A 21,135-nucleotide genomic window follows, 5' to 3' on the forward strand; every position below is an offset into this window, starting at 1 on the left:
CCCGCCGTCTACACTCCGCCCAGCGGGTGGCAGCCGGGCATCACCTCTGAAAGGACATCATGGAACTGCTGTGGGAAATCGCAGGTTGGTCGGGGGCAGTTCTGATCCTGTCGGCATACCTGTCTGTTTCCATGGGTTGGTTGAAGGCCGGCAAGCGCTTCCAGGTGGCCAACCTCATCGGTGCCTGTGCCTTCATCGTCAACGGTGCGGTCCACCAAGCATGGCCCTCAGTGGTCACAAACGTGGCCTGGTGCCTTATTTCCGCCGTCGCGATTCTTCGTATGCGCGCCACGCACGAGTCGCCGGTTGCCGCAGCTGAGGCCCCGCAGGTGCAGTTTCCCGGCGTCCCTGACACCACCGGCCAGATCGCTGTTGTCGAGGCAATTACGTCTGCCGTTCACGGCGACGTCGCCGGACGGGCGGCTGAGTGCCAGGCCAGCCGGCGTGAGGCGCGGGCAACAGTGCCGACGGCGCGGACGTCCTGAGCTGGGGAAGGTCCCCCTCAGCCAGTATGCACCCAATGAGAGCGGACGACGGCGGGCGCCTCCCGCCGTCGTCCGTCACCTAAGCCCCGCCCGGGCAAGCCCGCCCGCTTAGTCGGCGAACCGCAGCCCCTGGGCTTCGAGGGCAGCCTCCAAGATCCTGACCGCTTTGGGGCCCACGCCGTGCATCGCGAGCAGCTCCTCACGGCTGCGTGCAGCGACCTGGACCAGCGAGTCGATGCCGGCCGCGAGCAGGGCACTGTTGGCCGGGCGTCCGATCGGCGGAAGATCGCCGACCTGGGCGGGAGCGTCACGGGTGCTCATGGCGGGGGCCCTTCCTTAGAGGCGGAGTTCCATAAAAACGCTGGTTGGATCCACGACGTAATCGGCGAAAGGCGGGCACTCGGTGAAACCGTTGCGGGCATACAGGCGCCGCGCCGGAGCAAAGAAGTCCTCGGTTCCGGTCTCAAGATAGAGGCGCTCAAGATTGCGGGCGCGGGCGTCGTCGAGGATGTGCCGGAGCATGAGCGTGGCCACGCCCCGCCCCCGCGCGTTTGCCGTGGTGCGCATGGACTTGATCTCGCCGTGTCCGGGGGACCCGGGCGGGGAATCCAGGAGTTTGAGCGCGCCGCACCCCAGCAGGCCGCCGGCCTCCCTGGCCGTCCAGAAAGTGATTGACGGCGCGGACAGCGCCGAGTGGTCCAGCGCGTGGACGCTTTCGGCCGGCGACGTGGCGAACATGTCCGCCAGGTGTTCGCTCAGGAGCTGATGGACATCGTGGCGTGCGGGGTCATCCCGGTCAATGGAAATCATCGCCTTAAATATATGCCAAACGGCAGGACCCTTGCCGGGTCCTGCCGTTGACGCGTGTGGATGCTCGCTCCTGCGCCCGGCTTTCGGGCTACCTGTTGCGATGGAGTGCAGGAGCGGCTCCCTTACGCCTGCCGACCATGCGCCGGCAGCCTTTGGGCCGCGGCGGGGTTTCTGCCCGCCGCGGCCGGAGAACTCACATGATGCCGGTGGGTACCAACAGGGCCCAGGCCAGCGCAGGAGCCGCCAGCACCACGCCGCCCGCGTACATCATCAGCTGCTTGTAGACGCGCTGCCGGTCGTCCTCGCGGGCGTTGGCCACTACCAGGGCGCCGTCGGTGGAGAAGGGCGAGACGTCCACAACGGTGGCGGCGATGGCCAGTGCGGCCACGGTGCCGGAGGCGCTCAGCGAGCTGGTGGCCAGCAACGGACCCGCCAGCGGAATGAACGCGGTGAGCAACGCCGTCGACGATGCGAACGCGGAGCCTACGCCGATCACGTAGCAGAGGACCAGCGCTACCAGCAGCGGTGCGCCCAAGGCCAGTGCCTGCTCGGCGAGGGTATCGATGACGCCTACGTGCTGGAGGAGGGAAACATAGGTGATCATGCCGGCCACCAGCAGGACAGTGGACCAGGAAACGCCGCCAATGAAAGTACGGTGTTCCTTGATGTTGACCAGCGCCAGGAGAAGGCCGGCGGAGAGGGCTACGAAGCCGATCGGCATGTGGAATCCGAGCGCGCACACCAGCATGGTGGCAATCAGTACCAGCGTCAGGATCTGCTGGCCGTGGGGCCGGCCCGCGGTGGCCGTCTCCAGGTCGGCGTGCTGGCCGTCGCCGTCGCGCAGCTTGCCCAGCAGGGTGAACAGCACCACGGTCAGGACCGAGAGGATGAGGTTGATCGCGAAGCTGGCGGTGAACAGAGCGCCTTGGGAAATGGGGAAACCGTTTTTCACGGCGATGTCGTGCACCAGCACGCCGGCCACGGAGAGCGGGGAGAAGCCGCCGGCGTGGGCGCCGTTGATAAGGAAAGCGCCCATCACCACCGGGTGGATGCGGGACTCGTAGGCCAGGCCAATGGCAGCCGGTGCCAGCAGGGCGACGGCGGCGGGGGAGAAGGTGCCCAGCGACGTGAGCGCTGCGGCCATCAGGAAGAACACCCAGGGCAGCAGGAGCGTCTTGCCCCGGACCAGGCGAACACAGGTCTGGACGATGATATCGATGGTGCCGTTCCGCTGCGCCATGCTGAAGAAGTAGGTGACGCCGATGATGGTGATGACGATGTTGGCCGGGAAGTCCGCAAGGATCTCCTTGTCAGACATGCCAAGCATGAAATAGCCGACGCCGAAGGAGGCTACCAGCCCCATGACACCGATGTTCAGCGGCCACTTGGTGGCGACGACGAACATCACCACGAGGATGATGAGCGGGATGATCTGTACAGCGGTCATGCTCGTCTCCGATTCCGCGGTGGGCGCCTGGTTGAAGACGCCTCCCGCCAGAACGAGGGCAAGCAAACCAAGGAAGGTGATGCCTACCACCGCCATCAGCAGGATACGGCGGCGGCGGACGGGACGCGGAGACTTTTGGTCCCGGGTCTCCTCAGCAGCGTCGGTGGGGCGTTGCTCAGTTTTAGTCATGGCGGGTACTCCTCATTGAGTGGCTCCCGCGAGGGACGCTTCGGCAGCAGTTCCGAGGGCCTCGGGGAGGTGGATGATGGTGGTTGCGATGGTGCGGGCCGTGCGGTCGACGCCGACGAGCAGGGCGCCGTCGTGATCCTCGGTCCAGGTTTCGATGACTCCGGCGGGGGTTCGCAGTTTCAGCGTGGCCCCCAGCCCGCTGCCGGTAATGGCATGCAGGACGGTGCCCGGGGTGCGGGCTGCCAGGGTCAGGGCGATGCTGCCGGTGATGGCCAGTGCCGGGTGGGGCCGCCCCATCGAAAGCATCATGACGTTGATGTCGCTGCCGTCTTCTGCGGGCGACGGGGCGGCGGCGATGGCCAGCTTGGGGATGGCCCGCGCCGCCTGGGCGGTGGTGGGTGCCAGTCCCATCCGCACTGCCGCCTGCCGCCGGATCTGGTCCAAGGTATCCAGCTGCAGTTCGACGCCGGCCTGCCAACTGTCGTAGCGGTCGGCGTCCAGGCCAAGCTCCTCGGCGCGAACGATCACTACGGGTGCGCCGGCGTCCACCATGGACACTGTCCAGCGGGTTCCGCCGGCGGTGATGGTGTCCGTCACCGAGCCGGTGGGCAGCAGCGTTCCGGTGGTCTTCCCGGCAGGATCGTGGAAGCCGAGGCCCACTCGGTAGCCGGGAAACGGGACGCCAGGCATCTGGGCGTCCGGGACGATGGGCAGGGCGCCGGCGGGGGTTGCTACCCGCTGGACAATGATCTGCCCGGTGTTGGTGTTGCGGGTGACAATCCTGGTAACGTCCCCGCTGGGAACAACCCATCCCTTTTCAATCGCGTACAGGCCAACCACAGCTGAGCAGTTCCCGCAGTTGCTGCCCCAATCCACTGAGGCTTCTTCGATGCCCACCTGAGCGAACGTGAAGTCGACGTCGATATCGTCATCGTCAGGCCGGTGCAGGATTACCGCTTTGCTGGTGGTGGAGGTTGCACCGCCGACGCCGTCGATCTGCCGGGAGTCGGGGCTGCCGAACACTCGGGGCAACAGCGAGTCCAGACTGGTGCCGCCGCCCAGATGCTCGGCTTCAAACACCCAGCACTTGCTGGTGCCTCCGCGCATCCACTCTGCTTCGATCTTCATTGTTCCTTCACATCTCCTGTGCCTCGATTACTTCAAGGGGCCCTGGTAAGAGATTGATCCGGATCACAAATTAAGACAATGTTCAATAATTGATGGGGGATGTAGGATTGCTTCAATCATTGTGGCTGTGCGCCTGCTGCGACGGGCTGTCCGCACCTGCGGCTGCAAGAAGCAGGCCAGGAACCGTGCGCTGCAGGCCTGCGTGCACTAAATGAACTAAATCTGCCGAGGGGTAAAGCAATGCTTAACGACGAGAAGGAGCACCTTTTCGATATTCGGCGCCTCACGCTGTTGCTGGAGGTGGTGGAGCAGGGTTCAATCACCGCCGCGGCGGACCTGATGATGTATTCGCCCTCCGCCGTTTCCCAGCAGCTGCGCAAGCTGGAACAGGAGGTGGGGCAGCCCCTGCTCAACCGCCGCTCCCGTGGCGTTGTGCCTACCGAGGCCGGGCAGGTGCTGGCGGGCCACGCGCGCCAGATCCTCCGCCAGATGCGGGCCGCCCAGTCGGACCTGGACCAGATTGCCGGCCTCAACAGGGGAGCCTTGACCGTGGGTACCTTTCCCACGCTGGCAGGGTCCTTCCTGCCGATCGTCATCCGCGCCTTCAAGAAGCGTTACCCGGCCATCAGCCTCTCGCTGCGCAGCGCCCGTTTCGATGAACTGGTGGCCGACCTGCAATCGGGGGTCACCGGCCTGTGCCTGTTGTGGGATTACCCATGGAACAGGTTCCATGACGACTCCATCCGGGTTACGGAGGTCTTCCGTGAGAGCACCGTGATCCTGGTGGCGGGCAACCACCCGCTCGCCGACCGGGAACAGGTGAGCATGGAGGACCTGCGCGACGAGTCATGGATTGTTCGTGCGGAAGCACATCCGGTGGTGGAGGTGCTGCAGCGTTCAGCCCACAGCGCCGGGTTCGAACCCACCATCGGATTCCTCGCCAACGACTACCAGGAAGCCCAGGCGATGGTCAGTGTGGGGATGGGCGTGGCCATGGTGCCCAAAACCGCCGTCGCGCTTCAGCACCCGGATGTCCGCGTGCTCAGCCTCGGGGACGCTGCCCCCTTGCGCCGCGTTCTGCTCGCCCAGCGCCAGGACAAGGTCTACGCACCGGCAGAGGTGGCTTTCCACTCCACGCTGCTCGAAATTGCCCGCGAACGGGCCGGCGACTACCTCTAAACACGGGGAAATCAGTTGGCTGCGGGTGCTCGCGGCATCGCCGATTCGAGGCCTTCGCTCCGGCACTACCGGGTTGACTTTGGAAGGCCTATCTTTGAGCTGTCACAGCCCAGGGAAAGGAACAACGATGTTCACCTTGCAGATCAGCTATCCAGTCCGGGACTACGAGGCTTTCAAGAAAGTATTCGACTCCGATCCTGCAGGCCGCGCCGCCTCGGGAGCCAGGTCTGTCCGCCTGTTCCGCGATACGGACGACCCGAACAGCGTGGCCGTGCTCCTTGACTTCGACACCAAGGATGCTGCGACTGTCTTTCTGGAACGGCTCCGCAGCGAGGTATGGGACAAGCCCGAGGTGATTGGGCAGCTAATGACGGCAGCGCCCACTGCAAGGATCCTGGAGGAGACGGCCCGCGAGGGTGAGGGAGCGGGCTGACCGCTGACTTGCCCGGTTCCCGCCGAACCACTTAGTTGCGGCCCGAGACGTTGGTCAAACCAGCGGCCACGGGTAACGCATGCCGGTGCGGTCAACCGGTAGCACGCCTTCGCGCAGCAGGCACTGGACGCGGTGCTTCAGAGCGGCGACCTCGTCGACGTCGAGGAGTTCGGCCACGTCGGGAGGCGCCGCTTCTGCGAGCGGAGCGATGTCCTCGAGCAGTGCCACCGGGATGGGTTCGCCGGCGAAATCCCAGATCACGGTGCGTAGCTTGAAGCTGGCTGAGAAGCACAGCCCGTGGTCGATGCCCCACACCCGGCCGTCTTCGCCGCGCAGCACGTGACCGCTCTTACGGTCGGTGTTGTTGGTGACGTAGTCGAACAAGGCGATGCGTGCCAGCTCACGATGGGTCTCCGGGGCATCGGCGTACAGCGTGAAGTAATGCTCCTGGAAGTCGCCCTCGATGAACCACTGCAGCGACCCGACCCCCAGTGGCGCCTCTTCGCGGATCACCGTCGGCGGCACGAGACCCCACCCCAGCGACTCGCTGAGCAGGTAGGCTGCCCGTTCGCGTCGGTAGAGGCCGGGCTCGAAATCGGACAGCGGCCGTTCCCCGGCCTCCGGCTTGTAGACGGCATACGCTGACTCTTCCCCGCGGGAGACGTGGACGAGGAACGTCTCATTACTGCTGCGCGGGATCCGCCCCACCAGTTCCACGCTGCCCTCGCAGAGCAGGATCAGCTCACGGCCGGACACCGTCTGCCCCGTTTCACCGTCTGTCGCACCGGTAGCACCCACTCACGGCCCTCTCAGCCCACTCAGCGGTTCCGACGTCGAATTCACCATCAGCACGGCCGGCGCCTGGCCCTCCACAAACGAGATGGCCGACACCGAACCCGGGCTGATGACGATCCGCTGGAAGAGATCCAGGGGAGTGCCCAAAGCATGGGCCACGGCGGCCTTAATGGGATCGGCGTGGGAGAAACACACCACCACGCCGCCGGCGTGGGCCGTGCGCAACGCCTCCAGCGATCCGACAATCCGCGCCTGCATTTCCGTGAAGCTCTCGCCGTTCGGGAAACGGAAGGTCGAGGGGCTGTGCTGGACCGTCTGCCACTCCGGCAGGGCGGCCACGTCCCCCAGAGCAGCCCCGGTCCAGTCGCCGAAATCGCATTCGAGCAGGCCGTCGTCGTACGTCACGTCCCGTCCTGCGCGGGCCGCCGTCGGCTCCGCCGTCTCAACGGCGCGCTCCAGCGGCGAGGAATAAACGGCGTCGACCGGAAGGTCCGCGAGACGCTCCGCGACCTTTTCAGCCTGTGCGTGGCCGGCGTCGGACAGATGCAGCCCCGGTGCCCGCCCTGGCAGCACCCTGCCCGTCGTCGGGGTCACCCCATGGCGCACCAAAAGGAGCAAGGTGCCAAATGCACCCGATGGTGTTGCCGGCGATTCCGGCGGCATGGCTGCAGTCATCAGGATCAAGCCTAGCGTTCGCCGCCTGCCCCGTGCCTCGCAAGCTCGGCCCGGGGACCCCGGGCGCCTCTCTTAGCCGCCCGTGAGCAGGGAATCTGGAAAATCCCTCGATTCCCTGCCCTGTGGAGGTCTACCGTAGAGGAGTGAGTGATCGCCCCGATATCTTCACTGTTGGTGAACTGCGTGCCTCCGGCCACGTGCACAAGGACCTGCGCCGCGAAATCCGTGACAACCTGCTCGCCGCGCTCGCCGACGGCCGCGATCCGTGGCCCGGGATGTTTGGCTTCAGCCGGACCGTCCTGCCCCAGCTAGAGCGGGCCCTGCTCGCCGGGCACGACGTGGTCCTGCTCGGCGAACGCGGGCAGGGCAAGACACGGCTCCTGCGCACCTTGGCCGGGCTGCTGGACGAGTGGTCGCCCGTAATCGAGGATTCGGAACTCAACGAACACCCGTACGAACCCATCACGGAACACTCCCGTGCCCGCGCCCTCACCGAGGGGGACCGGCTGCGCGTGGCGTGGCGCCACCGCTCGGAACGGTACGTCGAGAAGCTTGCGACGCCGGACACTTCCGTCGCCGACCTGATCGGCGACATTGACCCGATGCGGGTGGCTGAGGGCCGACGCCTCGGCGACCCGGAAACCATCCACTACGGCCTGGTCCCGCGCTCCAACCGCGGAATCATCGCCATCAACGAGCTGCCCGACCTCGCCGAGCGCATCCAGGTCTCGATGCTCAACGTGATGGAGGAACGCGACATCCAGATCCGCGGCTTCGTGCTGCGGCTGCCGCTGGACGTCCTCGTGGTCGCGTCCGCCAACCCGGAGGATTACACGAACCGCGGCCGGATCATCACGCCGCTGCGGGACCGCTTCGGTGCCGAGATCCGCACCCACTACCCCCTTGAGCTCGACGACGAGGTGGCCGTCATCAAGCAGGAGGGGCACCTGGTGGCCGGCGTCCCGCCCGTCATCCTCGAGATCCTGGCCCGCTACACCCGGGCGCTGCGGCAGTCCCCGGCGATCAACCAGACCTCCGGGGTGTCCGCACGGTTCGCCATCGCGGGCGCCGAAACTGTTGCCGCGGCAGCCCTTCGCCGTGCCAGTGTGCGGGGCGAGGACGAGGCCGTGGCCCGGATCATCGACCTGGACGCGGCGGTGGAAGTCCTTGGCGGGAAGATCGAGTTCGAGTCCGGTGAGGAGGGGCGTGAACAGGAAATCCTCGACCATCTCCTGCGCATGGCCACCGCGGAAGCCGTGCGGGCACACTTCCACGGCATCGACATGGGCCAACTTGTGGCCGCGCTCGACGGCCACACCACGGTGACCACGGGGGAACTGGTCACCGCGCGGGAGTTCCTGGCGAACCTCCCGTCCCTCAACGGCTCCGGTCTCTACGACCAAATCAGTGAGCGCCTGGGTGCCACGAACGACGGGCAGCGAGCCGCCGCCGTCGAACTCGCTTTGGAAGGCCTGTACCTCGCCCGGCGGATTGCCAAGGAATCCGACGACGAGGCAACGGTTTACGGCTAAGTAGTTCCACAGCGGAGGACAGGAGGGCCCATGAGCGTTCACAACCGGTCCAGATACAGCCGGTACAGGGGCGGGCCGGATCCGCTCGCCCCGCCGGTGGACCTGGCGGAGGCGCTTGACGCCGTCGCCGAGGACGTCATGGCCGGCTACTCGCCGCGGCGCGCCCTGCAGGAGTTCCTGCGCCGCGGCGGCCGCAGCCGGGAAGGCCTCGACGACCTCTCCGCCCGGGTCCAGCGGCGGCGCAAGGACCTTCTGGGCCGGCACAAGCTGGACGGTACCCTCAGCGAAGTCCAAAAGCTGCTGGACACGGCGGTGCTGGAGGAGCGCAAACAGCTGGCCCGTGACGCCATGATGGACAACACCGACCGCGCCTTCCGGGAGATGCAGCTGCAGAACCTGCCCCGGTCCACGGCGGCGGCAGTCAACGAACTGGCCTCCTACGACTGGCAGTCGAGCACGGCCCGGGAAGCCTACGAGCGGATCAAGGACCTGCTGGGCCGCGAGGTCCTTGACCAGCGGTTCGCCGGCATGAAGCAGGCGCTCGAGAACGCCACCGATGAGGACCGTGCGGCCGTCAACGAGATGCTGCAGGACCTCAACGGGCTCCTCGACAAACACCGGCGCGGCGAGGACACCGACGCGGACTTCCAGAACTTCATGGCCAAGCATGGCCACTTCTTCCCCGAAAATCCACGGTCCGTCGAGGAGCTGATCGACGCCCTCGCCCAGCGCGCAGCAGCCGCCCAGCGGATGCTGCAGTCCATGTCCAAGGAGCAGCGGGAGGAGCTGATGAACCTCTCCGCCCAGGCGTTCGGCTCGCCGGAACTCATGGCCCAGCTCGGCCAACTCGACGACACCCTGCGCGCACTGCGCCCCGGCGAAGACTGGACCGGCTCCGAACGGTTCGAGGGTGAGGAAGGGCTCGGCCTGGGCGACGGAACCGGCGTGTTGCAGGACCTCGCCGAGCTGGACGAGCTGTCCGAACAGCTCTCACAGTCCTACAACGGGTCCCGCCTGGACGATCTGGACCTCGACGCGCTGGCCCGCCAGCTCGGCCAGGATGCCGCCGTGACGGCACGCACCCTGGCGGAAATCGAGAAGGCAATGCACGACGGCGGGTACCTCCACCGCGGGGCGGACGGGGATCTGCGGTTGTCACCGCAGTCCATGCGGCGGCTCGGGAGGGCGCTGCTGCGGGATACCGCCAGGCAACTGTCCAGCCGGCAGGGACGCCGGGACACCCGCGTGGCAGGGGCAGCCGGGGAACAGACCGGCTCCAGCCGTCCCTGGGAGTTCGGCGACGCCGAGCCGTGGGACGTCACGCGAACCATCACCAACGCTATCCGGCGGACCATTGCCGACGGCGGCGACCCGGGCAGCGGACTGCGCCTCGCCGCGGACGACATCGAGGTTGCCGAAACTGAGGCGCGCACCCAGGCCGCCGTGGTCCTGCTGGTGGACGTGTCCTTCTCGATGGCCGCCCAGGGACGCTGGGTGCCCATGAAACGCACCGCGCTCGCCCTGCACCACCTCATTTCCACGCGTTTCCGCGGCGACCGGCTGCAGCTGATCACGTTCGGCCGCTACGCGCAGACCACGGACATTGGCGAGCTCACCGCCTTGCCGCCCTTCCAGACCAAGGGAACCAATCTGCACCACGGCCTACTGCTGGCCGGCCGGTTCTTCCGCAAGCACCCGTCCATGCAGCCCGTCCTCCTTGTGGTGACCGACGGCGAACCAACCGCGCACCTGCTGGGCGACGGTGAGACCTGGTTCGACTACCCGCCGCACCCGGAGACCATCCGGCTTACCGTGGCCGAGCTCGACCGCCTGGGGCGTGCCGGCACACAGGTCACGTTCTTCCGGCTCGGCGGCGACCCCGGGCTCGAGCGGTTCGTCCAGCGGATGGCGCGCCGGGTTGGCGGCCGGGTGGTGGCGCCCGAGACCGGGGACCTGGGCGCCGCCGTGGTGGGGGAGTACCTCCGCGCCCACTTCCGCGGACGCCCCTACGGCGACTCGGACTGGGTCAAGTAGAACGCCTGACTCAAACGGTCGACGGCGGAAGGTCCCGCCGTCGTGCGTTTCCTTCCGTCGTGGCTGCTTCTGTCTCCGGCCGGGCTGGGGGTGTCTGGCAGACACTGCCGCTGGCCAATCGCGCTGCGTACCGTGGAACTTGTGGACAGAAAAGAAGACATCCGTGCCCGGAGGACATCGCCGACGGCGTCGCCTACATGGTCACCCGGCCCCGGCACGCCTCCATCGGAGAACTCTGGATCATGCCCACCGACCAGGCCTGAACGGAGGCGCGGGAGCAATCACGACGTATGCCCCGGAGCAAGGCTCGAGGGCATACTCCGGGATTGCTGATTTAGCCTACGAGGGCGCGGGTGTGGTCGTTGAGGAACATTCCACGAGGATCGAACTCGCGGCGTACTTGGATGAAAGTGTCCAGCTCCGGGTAGAGGCGTTCCAGGCGGCTCCTGGTCATGAAGTGGATTTTCCCCCAGTGCGCACGTGGCGCGAATTCCTGCAGTGCCGCATCAGCATCCCGGAAGAACTGCCAGTAGTCTGTCCCGGGCTCGGTGGTCAGAGTAATAACGGTGCTGTCGCGCCCCTGGAACTGGGACATGTAGCCTTCATCGGCCTTCACCCAGCGGACCTCAACGGGGTACTTCTGGTCCGGGTGCTTGGTGCGGATCAGGTCCTGGATGACCTCCACGGCGGCCAGGCCGTCCTCGCTGCGAACGAAGTACTCGAGTTCGTGGAACTGCGTGGTGAAGCCGCCTGGATAAATGCGGTACGAACGGTCCAGCCGGGCGCCTTCAGTACCTGAGATTTCCCTCTCGTCCTGGATCTGCGCAACGTTGTACCGCTTGGTGTAGCTGCGGTCCGCCATGCTCTGGCCCGGCGAACCCGGAAGGTCCAGGAGTTCGCAGGAATCGTCGTCCGGGCACCAGAGGAACGAGTAGTGCCTGTTCGCATCGATGTCGGACTGCCACGTAGCTGCAGTCTCGGCCCACGTGGGATACGTGATCTGTTCCTGCAGGTAGTAGCTGTCCTCGACGGCCAACTCGACTTCCAGGAAGATCCCGAGCGTGCCGAGTGCGACCTGGGCTGCCCGGAGCTCGCGGAGCTGCCCCTCGCCGATTTCCACGATCTCGCCGTAGCCGTTGATCAGCTTCACCCAGCGCAGCTTGGACGAGAAACTGCCCAGGTCCTTTCCGGAGCCATGCGTGCTGGTCGCCAGCGCACCGGCGATCTGCTGCTTGTCGATGTCGCCTTGGTTGCTGAGTGCCAGTCCCCGTTCCCAGAGAGCGTCCCCGAAGGCATTGATGGTGGTGCCGGCAAGGGCCCTGGCGCGACGCCGGACCTTGTCAGTCCCGGTGATCACCGAGAGGCCGGACATGTCCATCAGGACGCCGCCTGTCTGAACCAGCGGCGAGGACGAGTGGCCTGAGCCGACCGCCCGCACAGGCAGGCCTTCCCGGATGGCGAACCGAACGGCGTCGAGCGCTTCTTGTTCGGTCCGCGGCCGGACGGTGAAGGCGGGCGTAGCGCTCTGGTTACCGCCCCAGTTGGTCCACGTGACGTCCGTCCCGAAGGGAACGGACGGGGTTGCCGCCCGAACCGGGGACCCGGTCCGGGGAACGTTGGTGGTGGTCATTGCTAAGCTCCGTTGCTTGTCTGAACGCTCACGCGCCGTGGTTGATCATGACGTGCTTGGTCCGGGAGTAATCGTCCAAGGCATAGAGCGAAAGGTCGCGGCCATAGCCGGATCCCTTGAACCCGCCCCACGGTACCTCGCAGGCCAGCACGAGGTGGGCATTGACCCAGACCGTGCCGAAATCGAGCTGCTTGGGAATCTTCAGCGAGAGGCTGGAGTCCTTTGTCCATACTGAGGCGGACAGTCCGTAAGGGCTTTCGTTCGCGCGGGTGATGGCTTCTTCAGTGGAACTGAAAGTCTCGACCGTGACTACGGGACCAAAGATTTCGTGGGTGGCTATGTGGGCTCCGGCGGGTACGTTGCTGATCACCGTAGGCTCGATGAAGTAGCCGGGGCCCTCCAAAGCCGAACCGCCGATGGCGATGTTCAGGCCAGCAGCCTTGGCCTCGGCCAGCGATTCCTTGACCCGCTCGAAGTGCGGGCGCGAGATCATCGGACCGATTTCCACGTCGTCCCCTGCTTCCGGGGCGCCAACCACCAGCGTGCCGACTTCGCGGACCAGGTGTTCGGTGAACTCCTCGACTACCGATTCGTGGACGAGCACGCGGCAGGCGGCGCCACAATCCTGGCCGGCGTTCCAGTAGCCCGCGTTGCGGACGCCGGCGGCGGCCGCGCGGAGATCGGCGTCGGGGAAGACCACAACGGGGGCCTTGCCGCCGAGTTCCAGGTGGACGCGCTTGACCGATTTGGCCGCGGTTTCCGCCACGGCCTGTCCGCTGACAACGCTGCCCGTCAAGGCGACGAGGGCGATGTCAGGGTGTTCGGACAGCCGTTGTCCCACGGTTCGGCCCTGTCCTGTGACGACATTGAGGATCCCGTCCGGGATGTGTCCGGCCACGAGCTCTGCCAGCTTCAGCGTGGACAGCGGGGTCTGCTCGGACGGCTTGAGGACAATGCTGTTTCCGGCGGCCAGGATGGGGGCGATCTTCCATGCGGCCATCAGGAGCGGGTAGTTCCAAGGGGTGATGACGCCGACCACGCCCACGGGCTCGCGGAGGATCACCGAGGTGTGGCCGGTGGCGTAGTCCCCGCCGGCCATGGACGTCAGGGTGCGCGAGGCGCCGGCCATGAAACGGAACGTGTCGATGGTGCTGGAGACATCATCCTCAGCGACAGTTCGCGGCTTGCCGGTGTTGGCGGACTCGATGATTTCGAACGCTTCGCGGTTTGCTTCGATGATGTTGGCGATCAGGTTCAGGACATCGGCGCGTTCCTTCGGGGTGGTGGCACCCCAGCTCTTCTGGGCCGCGACGGCGGCTGCAACGGCGACGTCGACGTCAGCTGCAGTGCCGGCCTGGACGGACGCGATGACTTGTTCAGTGGTGGGATCCACGACGTCGAGGAGCTGGTTGGAGGAACCCTGGACGAACGCTCCGTTGATGAAGTGCCCGGCGGGCGTGCGCTCAAGGGAGCTGTTGCCAGAGGTGGAGCGTCGGACCGTGAACTGCTGGGTGCTTGTGGGTGTCATGGTGTTTCGCTTTCAGCTGAGGTCGGTTGCAAGTACGGGGGATTGAAAGGGGGCGGCTTCAGTGGTCTTCCGGAACACGCGTGCCGCGAAGTAGTAGAGCGGGGCAACAACCACCAGGCCGACGATCCAGGAGATGTCCACGCCGCCCATCGCGGCGGCCAGCGGACCGGTGTAGATCGCCGTGGCGGAGAAGGGGACCTGGATCAGGGCGCCGGCCACGTAGGAGCCGATGGCGACCCAGTTGAACCGCCCGTACACCCCGCCGTCGCGCTTGAAGAAGTCTTCAACCCTGTAATCGCCGTGCCGGAGAAGGTAGTAGTCCACCAGGTTGATGGCCGTCCAGGGAACCAGCACGTACATCAGGAAGGAGAGGAAGTTCGTGTAGAAAAGGATGAAATTGTCGCGGGCGAACAGGGCGATCAGCAGCGCCAGGGCGAAGAGGGCCACTGCCGCGATGCTGCGGGTCTTGGCGTGCGGCAACCAGCTGGGCCGGAATGTCTGGCCGATAGTGAGGGTGCAGAGGACGCCGCAGTAGAGGTTCATGGCGTTCGATGCCGCGACGCCCAGGCAGAAGATGCCCACGATGATCAGGGTCCAGGGCTGCAGGAGGGCGCCCAGACTGCCGACAATTTCCACGTTGCCGGCTTCGGCGCTCATGGTCACGGCGAGGGTTCCCACCAGTGCGCCCAGGATCATCGGGAACAGGGTCCCCAGGACGCAGCCCGAATAGGACGCCCAGAACGCCGGGGCCGAGCCCGTGCCTTTGGGCATGTAGCGGGAGTAGTCCGAGACATACGGGGCGTAAGCAAGCTGCCAGAGGGCGGATACGGAGATGGTTCCCATGAAGCCAACCCAGTTGAAGTTGCCCTGCTCTAGGAAATTGGCCGGAAGGCTGCCCACCAGCAGGATCCAGACGAAGGCCAGCAGCAGTGCCAGGCCAGCCGCAACGCTCAGGATGCGTGCATAAGCGTGAATGAGCCGGTAGCCGAAAATCGTGGCGATGACACTGATGACGCCGATGATGATGATGCCGGCGTCAACGCTGATGCCGGGGCTGACTGCGGCCATCGCTTCGCCGCCAAAGACGAGGTTGGCCGCGAAGAATCCGACGTACATGATCACCACGATCACCACGATCAGCAGTGCCCCGAACGAACCGAACTGGCCGCGGGTCTGGATCATTTGCGCCACACCCAATTGCGGGCCCTGGGCAGAATGCAGCGCCATGAAGATGCCGCCAACAACGTTTCCAATGATGATGCCCACGAGGGCGGGCACAAAGCCGAGGCCGAACACCGTGGTGGCGAGTCCGCCGGTCACGATGGTCATGATCATGATGTTGGAACCGAACCAGATGGTGAACAGGTCGCGGGCTTTTCCGTGCCGTTCGTTGGCCGGGATGGGTTGGATGGTCTTGTCCTCGAGCCGGGGAACTTCGGTAGTGGGAGGGGTACGGGTGCTCATGATGCGTTCCAGGAGGCTGCTTGCAGTTCACGGACGGTATTCGTTTCGGCCTTGCTGCGGTTCACCATCAGGGCGAGCAGGTCGAAGACGAGGGTGGCTGCGGCGACTGCGGTGATGTCTGCGTGGTCGTACGCCGGAGCGACCTCGACGACGTCGGCGCCCACAATGTTGATGCCGTTCAGTCCGCGGAGCAGGGCCAGGAGTTCGCGGGAGTGGAGCCCGCCCATTTCGGGGGTGCCGGTGCCCGGCGCGTAGGCCGGATCCAGGACGTCGATGTCGATGGAGACGTACACCGGCGTGTCGCCGAGCCGCTCCTTGACCTGCGCGATGGCTGCCGGAACGCCGATGACGTCCAGGTCCGAGCAGCGGATGATCTGGAAACCGAATTCGTGGTCGCGGAGGAAGTCTTTGCGGTCATAGACCGGCCCGCGGATGCCGACGTGCATGGACTTGTCTTCCACCAGGAGGCCTTCCTCGAAGGCCCGCCGGAAGATGGTTCCGTGGGTGACCGGCTGGTCGAAATAGGTGTCCCACGTGTCCAGGTGCGCGTCGAAGTGCAGCAACGCGACGGGTCCGTGGACCTTGTTCAGAGCCCTCAGCATGGGGAGGGCGATGGTGTGGTCGCCACCGATCGAGATGAGCCTCTTGTCCGTACTGATCAGAGGCAGTGCCTGCTCCTCGATTTCGCGGACAGCCCGTGTGATGTCGTAAGGCGTGCAGGCGATGTCGCCGGCGTCCACAACCTGGGCTTCGTAGACAGGCTCAACGTCCAGTTCGGGGTGGTATCCGGGACGCAGCAGTCGGGAGGCCTCTCGGACTGCGGCAGGACCGAAACGGGCGCCGGGCCGGAAGGAGGTCCCGCCGTCGAACGGGACGCCGACGATCGCAATGTCGTAGTCCGGAACGCGGTCGATTTGGGGAAGCCTGGCGAACGTGCCGAGGCCGGCGTACCGGGGGACTTTTGTTGCGTCGACGGGGCCGATGGGCTTGTGCGTTGTCATGCGGGGATCCTTCGATTGGCGGTGCTGCCGGGCGGTGACGCCGGCCTCGTTTCGGTGGGAGGTGTGGGTCGCTCGCCGTTGAGCGGGAAGTACGTAATCCAATTCTTGGTGACGCGCATCACTGCGTATAGCGGTAGATTGACTACAAATGGCAGAGGCTCTTGTACATATGTCTAAGAGTCTCTTGGTGGTCCGGAAGACCAGGGAGCAGGGAGCGCAATTCCATGGCGATTACCGTGGCCGAGCTCGTGGCGGAACCCCAGCTGGGACTCACGCTGCTGGCCGGATCCGGAGGCAGCGGCAACCGGATCACATGGGCCCACACGTCTGATTTGCCGAGGTTGTGGGAATGGGTCACCGGCGGCGAGCTGATGATGACCAACGGCCTGTCCATCCCGGCCGAAGCTGCCGGGCAGGTTGCGCTCGCCGAGGCCTTGGTGGATGCGGGCGCCAGTGCGCTGGCCATCGGAGAGAAGATGCACGCGCCGGAGCTGTTGCCAGAGTTCCTGGCGGCTTGTGAGAGGCTGCCGCTGCCGCTGATCAACGTGCCCTATCCGCTGCCTTTCATCGCCATCGCGCGAACGGTGGCTGAATCCTCCCTGTTGGAGGAATCGCGGCGCCTGCGCCAGACCGCCCGGATTTACGACCTGCTCCGCACTGCTGGAACATCCGAGGACCACCTGCAGGGCCTTCTTCTGGGGCTCGCGGCGGAGCTCGATGCAGATCTGTTTGTCGTGGATCGGCGCTGCCTTCATCCGTGGCATCCGGACGGCCGGCCGCTGCCGGATTTCCTGCAGGCGGAATTGGCCCCGCTGACCGGGCGAATATCCCTCGCCGGGAAGAAGTTCCAGTGGCATCGGCTTCAGGACAGTCACGTGTTGATGATGGATATCCCCACGCACGCCAATGCGCTCCTGGTTGTGCTGCCCAACAGCGATCCGCACCCGGACGCCGTCGTGCTTCTGCATGCGGCAACAGTGCTGGGGCTGGAACTTTCACGAAATGTCCTGTCCCTGGAAAGCCGGCACCGCCTGGCGAGCGAATTCCTGTTGCAAGCGGTCGAGGGTCGCCTGGGAACGGCGGAACTGGAGAGTCGGCTCACGGCTTTTGATGTTCCGGCACAGGATTTCGTGGTGGTTTCGATATCGACCGACGACGGCGAGCTGCTGGCGGGCGTCCACGTCGAGCTGTGGCGCCACGGCTTTCCGGCCGCTTGCCTGCGGCGCTTCAACACACTTCACGTGGCGGTGTCCGCGGCCGTGACCGCCGATATCCTGATCCACTGCGCGGGTCCCGAGGTCCGGATCGGGATCAGCTCGCCGACGTCTGCGCCCGGGATCCAGCGTGCGTTGCAGGAGTCGCTGTGGGCGCTCGGCTCGGCCAAGGGCAATGCCATGATGCTGGCCCGGTACGCCGAGGGTGCCTCGTGGCTGGGGCTCACGAGTTTCGAGGAAGGGACAGCGTTGGTAGAGCGGCTGCTGGGTCCGATCTTCGCGTACGAGCAGAGCCAGGAAGGCGACCTCATCGTGACGTTGAGGACCTACCTGGACACCCAAAGGTCATGGCAGAAGACAGCGGCGGCGCTGTTCACGCACCGGCAAACCGTCATCTACAGAATCCGAAAAATCGGCGAATTGACGGGCCTGGACATGACCGAAACATCCACGTTGGCTCAGCTTTGGTTTGCGCTTCAAATCCATGAGGCCATGCATAAGTAGGCCGCTCAGCCTGCCGTGCAGCACCCTCACCGTCCGCCTGCTCGTAAAGGAGTGCTGCCAACGCGAACCGAGGAACGCGTGGGGAACGGTCGCGACCTACCGTTAAGCGAGAAATCGGAAAGGAGGTGAGAGCAATGGCAGACCACTATGCCTCAGGAACCTGGCAGGTGAAGCAGGGCAGCGACCAGGAATTCATAGACCGATGGACGGAGTTCCTTCAGTGGTCCCGGGCGAACTACCCGTCGATCCTCGTGGCGAACCTCATTCGTGACCGCCGTGTTCCCGGTCATTATGTTTCGTTCGCGGAGTGGACCGACGAGGCGTCCCGGGACGCATGGAAGCAGAACCCGGAGTTCATGACCCACTTTGATGCCTGCGCTGCGCTGTGCGAGCACATGAGCGGCGCTGATTTCGACCGGGTAGCGACCGTGTAATCCATCGGCTTTTTTACCTGATCGCCGACCGCGGTCCGGCCGCCCACAGCGTCAGCCGGACCGCCCACGCGGGCCAATGCGGCGGCCTGCAGTGGGGGGACTCGGCCATGTCAGTGTCCGCTTTCCTGCGCGATCACACCGGCTGATCACACCGGCTGCGGGACGATCCGAATGTACGGCTTGGGCTCCTTCCAATCGCCAAAGATCTCGACGGCCTCGCTGTCCGGGACGGAGCCGGCGATGATGACGTCCTCGCCTTGCTTCCAGTTGACCGGCGTCGCCACCCGGTGCTTCGCAGTGAGCTGAAGCGAGTCGACAACGCGAAGCACTTCGTCGAAGTTGCGTCCGGTCGTCATGGGGTAGACGAGGATCAGCTTGATCTTTTTGTCCGGCCCAATGACGAACACGTTGCGGACAGTCTGGTTGTCCGCGGGCGTGCGGCTCTTGGCGTCCCCGGACGTGGCTGCCGGGAGCATGCCGTAAAGCTTCGCCACGGCGTAGTCATCGTCGCCGATCACGGGGTAATTGGGGCGGACCCCCTGCGTCTCTTCGATATCGGCGGCCCACCGCTCGTGATCAGCTGTCGAGTCCACGGACAAGCCGATGATCTTGACTCCACGCCGGTCAAACTCGGGCTTGATCTTGGCCATGTAGCCGAGCTCGGTGGTGCAGACCGGGGGGAAGTCCTTCGGGTGCGAGAACAGCACTCCCCACGAGTCTTCGAGCCAGTCATGGAAGCGGATATCGCCGGCGGTCGTTTTGGCGGAGAAATCGGGTGCGATCTCACCGAGTTGCAGTCCCATCATGTCCTCCTGGTCGTTGTGATGTGATGACGGAGCCAATTGGCTCGCCGTCACTTCTGACGGTAAGGCGACCCTGTTCCCCGACCGTTCCCCCGGCTACCATGAGGGCGTGGAGAGGTGCGCCGTCGTTATGCTGGGCGCGTTCGGCGTCGTGATTGACGGCCGGCCGGTTCCGGGCGACGCGTGGAAACGGACCAAGGCGGCAGGGCTCGTTAAGATCCTGGCCCTCGCGGAAGGGCACCGGCTGCACAGGGACGCCGTCGCCGATCTGCTCTGGCCCGATCTCAGCGCGCAGGCTGCCGCTTCGAACCTACGCAAGGCATTGCATTTCGCGCGCGCCGCCCTCGGCTCGCCAGACGCCGTTCAGGCGCGCGGCGACCTGCTGGTGCTGCTGCCCGACGCCGAGGTCTCCATTGACGCGGAGCGGTTCGAAGCGGACGGGCGCGCCGCGCTCGCCTCATCGGCAGGGGTGGCCGAGGCGCTCGCCCTGTATCGAGGCGACCTGCTTCCTGATGATCGATTTGCCATGTGGGCCGAGGACCCCCGCGATCGGCTGCGCACGCTGTACCTGCGTTTGCTCAAGGCCGCGGCTCGGTGGGACGACGTGGTCAAGGCCGAGCCAACGGACGAGGAAGCCCACCGCGCGATCATGGTTCGTGCGCTCGCCGCGGGCGATCGCCAAGGCGCGATCCGCCAGTTCGAGCGACTCCGTCGGCGGTTGCGTGCCGACTTGGGTGTCGGCCCAGGGGCGGCGACGGTCGCGGTCTACGAGGAGGCCATCGCCGGGGACAGCCGACGCACGGAGAATCGCACGCGGGTCACGTTGGCGCGAGCACTCATCGCCCTCAACAGCGGCGACCTCGTCGAAGCCACGTCATACGCCCGGCGTGCACGCGAGCTGGCCATGGAAGCGGACTTGGGCCGAGAGATCGGCGAGGCCAGCGCAGTGTTGGCGATCGCGGCGAACATGCAGGACCGTTGGCCCGAGGTGTTCGAGGCCGAGTTCGTGGAGTTCACACGACACGACTCCGCGCGCTCCGGCTACATTCTTGACGCACAGTTGTGCCTCGCCGAGTTCTGCCTGAGCGGGCCGGACGGGCACCTGAACCTTGCGCGGCGAGTAGCGCGTCTGCGCACGATCGCCGAACGAGCAGGCTCGGTGCGTGGCCAGGCCATCGCCGACCTGTTGCTGGGGGAGGCGGCGCTGTTCTCCGGTGAGCTCGGCGACGCGCGCAGTCTGCTCCAGTCCGCGCTCAAGCTGCACCGGCGGGCCGGGGCATCGGCCGGCGAGATCGTGACACTGCAGCGACTGGCTGAGGTTGACCTCGCGCAGGATCGGCCCGCGGAGGCCGCTCGTGCAGCCAGCCGCGCACTGGCTGCCGCCGCTTCGACCTGGCTTGAGCCGCACCTCGTTGTACGCCTATACGGGGTGCTCGCTGAGGCAGCCAGTTCTCCGGCGCAAGCGGTCCGCATCATTGAGCGAGCCGACGCCGCTCTGGCCGGGAGGAGCGTCTGTCCGCCGTGCTCGATGGGTTATCAAGTGGCCGCAGCGACGCATTACGCACTTGCAGGGAAGCTGGACGCCGCCCGCCGCCGGCTCGCCAACGCCGAGCAGCTCGCAGGCATGTGGCCTGGCGGACCATGGCACGCCGCCCTTTGGGAAGCACGAGCCGTCCTGCGCCGCGCAGAGGGTCACGATGATCAAGCCATCGCACTGTTTCGGGAGGCGGCAGCTAGTTTTGCCGAGCTCGGCAGGAGCCAAGACGAGCAACGCTGCCTAGCCCGAGCAACACAAAGATCGCCAATGGCGACCGGAAAGCCTTTGGCCGGCTAGTTCCTGAGACGCTTCG

General features: G+C 65.7%; 20 protein-coding genes. 9 read left to right on the plus strand and 11 right to left on the minus strand.

Annotated features, from left to right (window positions below; all coding sequences use genetic code 11):
* Positions 1 to 59: 59 nt before the first annotated feature.
* On the plus strand, positions 60 to 485 hold the full coding sequence (locus CXR02_RS08755; protein WP_104061623.1) for a hypothetical protein: 426 nt from the start codon (positions 60 to 62) through the stop codon (positions 483 to 485).
* A 108-nt stretch (positions 486 to 593) separates the two neighbouring features.
* Here CXR02_RS08755 and CXR02_RS08760 read toward each other — a convergent pair whose 3' ends face one another.
* From CXR02_RS08760 to CXR02_RS08775, 4 genes are all read right to left on the minus strand, one after another.
* Entirely contained in the window at positions 594 to 806 is a 213-nt protein-coding gene (locus CXR02_RS08760) for a hypothetical protein (RefSeq protein ID WP_104061624.1), read from the minus strand.
* Positions 807 to 821: 15 nt separating this feature from the next.
* Positions 822 to 1,295 (minus strand): GNAT family N-acetyltransferase, encoded by a 474-nt coding sequence (locus CXR02_RS08765; RefSeq protein WP_104061625.1) that lies wholly within the window; start codon positions 1,293 to 1,295, stop codon positions 822 to 824.
* Positions 1,296 to 1,488: 193 nt separating this feature from the next.
* Positions 1,489 to 2,931 (minus strand): SLC13 family permease, encoded by a 1,443-nt coding sequence (locus CXR02_RS08770; RefSeq protein WP_104061626.1) that lies wholly within the window; start codon positions 2,929 to 2,931, stop codon positions 1,489 to 1,491.
* Between the two features lie 12 nt (positions 2,932 to 2,943).
* On the minus strand, positions 2,944 to 4,059 hold the full coding sequence (locus CXR02_RS08775; RefSeq protein WP_104061627.1) for a PrpF domain-containing protein: 1,116 nt from the start codon (positions 4,057 to 4,059) through the stop codon (positions 2,944 to 2,946).
* A gap of 240 nt (positions 4,060 to 4,299) precedes the next feature.
* Between CXR02_RS08775 and CXR02_RS08780 the strand changes: the two genes are divergently transcribed.
* On the plus strand, positions 4,300 to 5,238 hold the full coding sequence (locus tag CXR02_RS08780; RefSeq protein ID WP_104061628.1) for a LysR family transcriptional regulator: 939 nt from the start codon (positions 4,300 to 4,302) through the stop codon (positions 5,236 to 5,238).
* A gap of 127 nt (positions 5,239 to 5,365) precedes the next feature.
* A complete protein-coding gene (locus CXR02_RS08785) occupies positions 5,366 to 5,671 on the plus strand; it encodes a hypothetical protein (RefSeq protein ID WP_104061629.1) in 306 nt (101 codons plus the stop codon).
* A 54-nt stretch (positions 5,672 to 5,725) separates the two neighbouring features.
* Here the strand turns inward: CXR02_RS08785 and CXR02_RS08790 are convergent, their stop codons facing one another.
* Both CXR02_RS08790 and CXR02_RS08795 read right to left on the minus strand, forming a co-directional pair.
* A complete protein-coding gene (locus CXR02_RS08790) occupies positions 5,726 to 6,427 on the minus strand; it encodes an SCO1664 family protein (protein ID WP_104061717.1) in 702 nt (233 codons plus the stop codon).
* Positions 6,428 to 6,469: 42 nt separating this feature from the next.
* Positions 6,470 to 7,141: a histidine phosphatase family protein gene (locus CXR02_RS08795; RefSeq protein ID WP_258060878.1), complete on the minus strand. Its 672-nt coding sequence runs from the start codon at positions 7,139 to 7,141 to the stop codon at positions 6,470 to 6,472.
* A 143-nt stretch (positions 7,142 to 7,284) separates the two neighbouring features.
* Here CXR02_RS08795 and CXR02_RS08800 point away from each other — a divergent pair, with 143 nt between their 5' ends.
* The 3 genes from CXR02_RS08800 to CXR02_RS22590 are packed head-to-tail and all read left to right on the plus strand — an operon-like array spanning position 7,285 to position 10,970.
* Positions 7,285 to 8,673 (plus strand): sigma 54-interacting transcriptional regulator, encoded by a 1,389-nt coding sequence (locus tag CXR02_RS08800; protein WP_104061630.1) that lies wholly within the window; start codon positions 7,285 to 7,287, stop codon positions 8,671 to 8,673.
* 30 nt (positions 8,674 to 8,703) lie between these two features.
* Positions 8,704 to 10,707 (plus strand): VWA domain-containing protein, encoded by a 2,004-nt coding sequence (locus CXR02_RS08805; RefSeq protein WP_104061631.1) that lies wholly within the window; start codon positions 8,704 to 8,706, stop codon positions 10,705 to 10,707.
* Positions 10,708 to 10,766: 59 nt separating this feature from the next.
* The gene (locus CXR02_RS22590; protein ID WP_219816401.1) at positions 10,767 to 10,970 is read left to right on the plus strand and encodes a hypothetical protein; all 204 of its coding nucleotides are present in this window, start codon (positions 10,767 to 10,769) and stop codon (positions 10,968 to 10,970) included.
* A gap of 71 nt (positions 10,971 to 11,041) precedes the next feature.
* Here CXR02_RS22590 and CXR02_RS08815 read toward each other — a convergent pair whose 3' ends face one another.
* The 4 genes from CXR02_RS08815 to speB are packed head-to-tail and all read right to left on the minus strand — an operon-like array spanning position 11,042 to position 16,330.
* Positions 11,042 to 12,337, minus strand: coding sequence for a D-arabinono-1,4-lactone oxidase (locus CXR02_RS08815; protein ID WP_104061632.1), 1,296 nt, complete (start codon positions 12,335 to 12,337; stop codon positions 11,042 to 11,044).
* A gap of 28 nt (positions 12,338 to 12,365) precedes the next feature.
* Positions 12,366 to 13,865: an aminobutyraldehyde dehydrogenase gene (locus CXR02_RS08820; RefSeq protein ID WP_181037173.1), complete on the minus strand. Its 1,500-nt coding sequence runs from the start codon at positions 13,863 to 13,865 to the stop codon at positions 12,366 to 12,368.
* A 12-nt stretch (positions 13,866 to 13,877) separates the two neighbouring features.
* Positions 13,878 to 15,329 carry a cytosine permease gene (locus tag CXR02_RS08825; RefSeq protein ID WP_104061633.1) on the minus strand — a complete coding sequence of 484 codons (1,452 nt, stop codon included), beginning with the start codon at positions 15,327 to 15,329 and terminating at the stop codon, positions 13,878 to 13,880.
* Positions 15,326 to 16,330 carry an agmatinase gene (gene speB, locus CXR02_RS08830; protein WP_104061634.1) on the minus strand — a complete coding sequence of 335 codons (1,005 nt, stop codon included), beginning with the start codon at positions 16,328 to 16,330 and terminating at the stop codon, positions 15,326 to 15,328. The genes CXR02_RS08825 and speB overlap by 4 nt, the downstream gene beginning before the upstream one ends.
* A 224-nt stretch (positions 16,331 to 16,554) precedes the next feature.
* Here speB and CXR02_RS08835 point away from each other — a divergent pair, with 224 nt between their 5' ends.
* Together CXR02_RS08835 and CXR02_RS08840 are read left to right on the plus strand one after the other, a co-directional pair.
* Positions 16,555 to 18,048 carry a PucR family transcriptional regulator gene (locus tag CXR02_RS08835; RefSeq protein ID WP_104061635.1) on the plus strand — a complete coding sequence of 498 codons (1,494 nt, stop codon included), beginning with the start codon at positions 16,555 to 16,557 and terminating at the stop codon, positions 18,046 to 18,048.
* A 134-nt stretch (positions 18,049 to 18,182) separates the two neighbouring features.
* Positions 18,183 to 18,482, plus strand: coding sequence for an antibiotic biosynthesis monooxygenase family protein (locus tag CXR02_RS08840; protein WP_104061636.1), 300 nt, complete (start codon positions 18,183 to 18,185; stop codon positions 18,480 to 18,482).
* Positions 18,483 to 18,628: 146 nt separating this feature from the next.
* On the opposite strand, the gene CXR02_RS08845 is transcribed toward CXR02_RS08840, so the two are convergent.
* Positions 18,629 to 19,285 (minus strand): peroxiredoxin, encoded by a 657-nt coding sequence (locus CXR02_RS08845; RefSeq protein WP_104061637.1) that lies wholly within the window; start codon positions 19,283 to 19,285, stop codon positions 18,629 to 18,631.
* 130 nt (positions 19,286 to 19,415) lie between these two features.
* On the opposite strand from CXR02_RS08845, the gene CXR02_RS08850 reads away from it, so the two are divergent.
* Positions 19,416 to 21,119, plus strand: a complete 1,704-nt coding sequence (locus CXR02_RS08850) for a BTAD domain-containing putative transcriptional regulator (RefSeq protein WP_104061638.1) — start codon at positions 19,416 to 19,418, stop codon at positions 21,117 to 21,119.
* Positions 21,120 to 21,135: the final 16 nt, after the last annotated feature.

Origin of the sequence: Arthrobacter sp. 4R501 (assembly GCF_002929755.1) — a bacterium.
In the GTDB taxonomy this organism is placed as follows: domain Bacteria; phylum Actinomycetota; class Actinomycetes; order Actinomycetales; family Micrococcaceae; genus Arthrobacter.

Bases quoted from the DNA above. Each gene is read 5' to 3' on its own strand.
- CXR02_RS08755 (WP_104061623.1), top strand. From the start codon at position 60: ATGGAACTGCTGTGGGAAATCGCAGGTTGGTCGGGGGCAGTTCTGATC.
- CXR02_RS08760 (WP_104061624.1), bottom strand. From the start codon at position 806: ATGAGCACCCGTGACGCTCCCGCCCAGGTCGGCGATCTTCCGCCGATC.
- CXR02_RS08765 (WP_104061625.1), bottom strand. From the start codon at position 1,295: ATGATTTCCATTGACCGGGATGACCCCGCACGCCACGATGTCCATCAG.
- CXR02_RS08770 (WP_104061626.1), bottom strand. From the start codon at position 2,931: ATGACTAAAACTGAGCAACGCCCCACCGACGCTGCTGAGGAGACCCGG.
- CXR02_RS08775 (WP_104061627.1), bottom strand. From the start codon at position 4,059: ATGAAGATCGAAGCAGAGTGGATGCGCGGAGGCACCAGCAAGTGCTGG.
- CXR02_RS08780 (WP_104061628.1), top strand. From the start codon at position 4,300: ATGCTTAACGACGAGAAGGAGCACCTTTTCGATATTCGGCGCCTCACG.
- CXR02_RS08785 (WP_104061629.1), top strand. From the start codon at position 5,366: ATGTTCACCTTGCAGATCAGCTATCCAGTCCGGGACTACGAGGCTTTC.
- CXR02_RS08795 (WP_258060878.1), bottom strand. From the start codon at position 7,141: ATGACTGCAGCCATGCCGCCGGAATCGCCGGCAACACCATCGGGTGCA.
- CXR02_RS08805 (WP_104061631.1), top strand. From the start codon at position 8,704: ATGAGCGTTCACAACCGGTCCAGATACAGCCGGTACAGGGGCGGGCCG.
- CXR02_RS08815 (WP_104061632.1), bottom strand. From the start codon at position 12,337: ATGACCACCACCAACGTTCCCCGGACCGGGTCCCCGGTTCGGGCGGCA.
- CXR02_RS08820 (WP_181037173.1), bottom strand. From the start codon at position 13,865: ATGACACCCACAAGCACCCAGCAGTTCACGGTCCGACGCTCCACCTCT.
- CXR02_RS08825 (WP_104061633.1), bottom strand. From the start codon at position 15,329: ATGAGCACCCGTACCCCTCCCACTACCGAAGTTCCCCGGCTCGAGGAC.
- speB (WP_104061634.1), bottom strand. From the start codon at position 16,330: ATGACAACGCACAAGCCCATCGGCCCCGTCGACGCAACAAAAGTCCCC.
- CXR02_RS08835 (WP_104061635.1), top strand. From the start codon at position 16,555: ATGGCGATTACCGTGGCCGAGCTCGTGGCGGAACCCCAGCTGGGACTC.
- CXR02_RS08840 (WP_104061636.1), top strand. From the start codon at position 18,183: ATGGCAGACCACTATGCCTCAGGAACCTGGCAGGTGAAGCAGGGCAGC.
- CXR02_RS08845 (WP_104061637.1), bottom strand. From the start codon at position 19,285: ATGGGACTGCAACTCGGTGAGATCGCACCCGATTTCTCCGCCAAAACG.
- CXR02_RS08850 (WP_104061638.1), top strand. From the start codon at position 19,416: ATGCTGGGCGCGTTCGGCGTCGTGATTGACGGCCGGCCGGTTCCGGGC.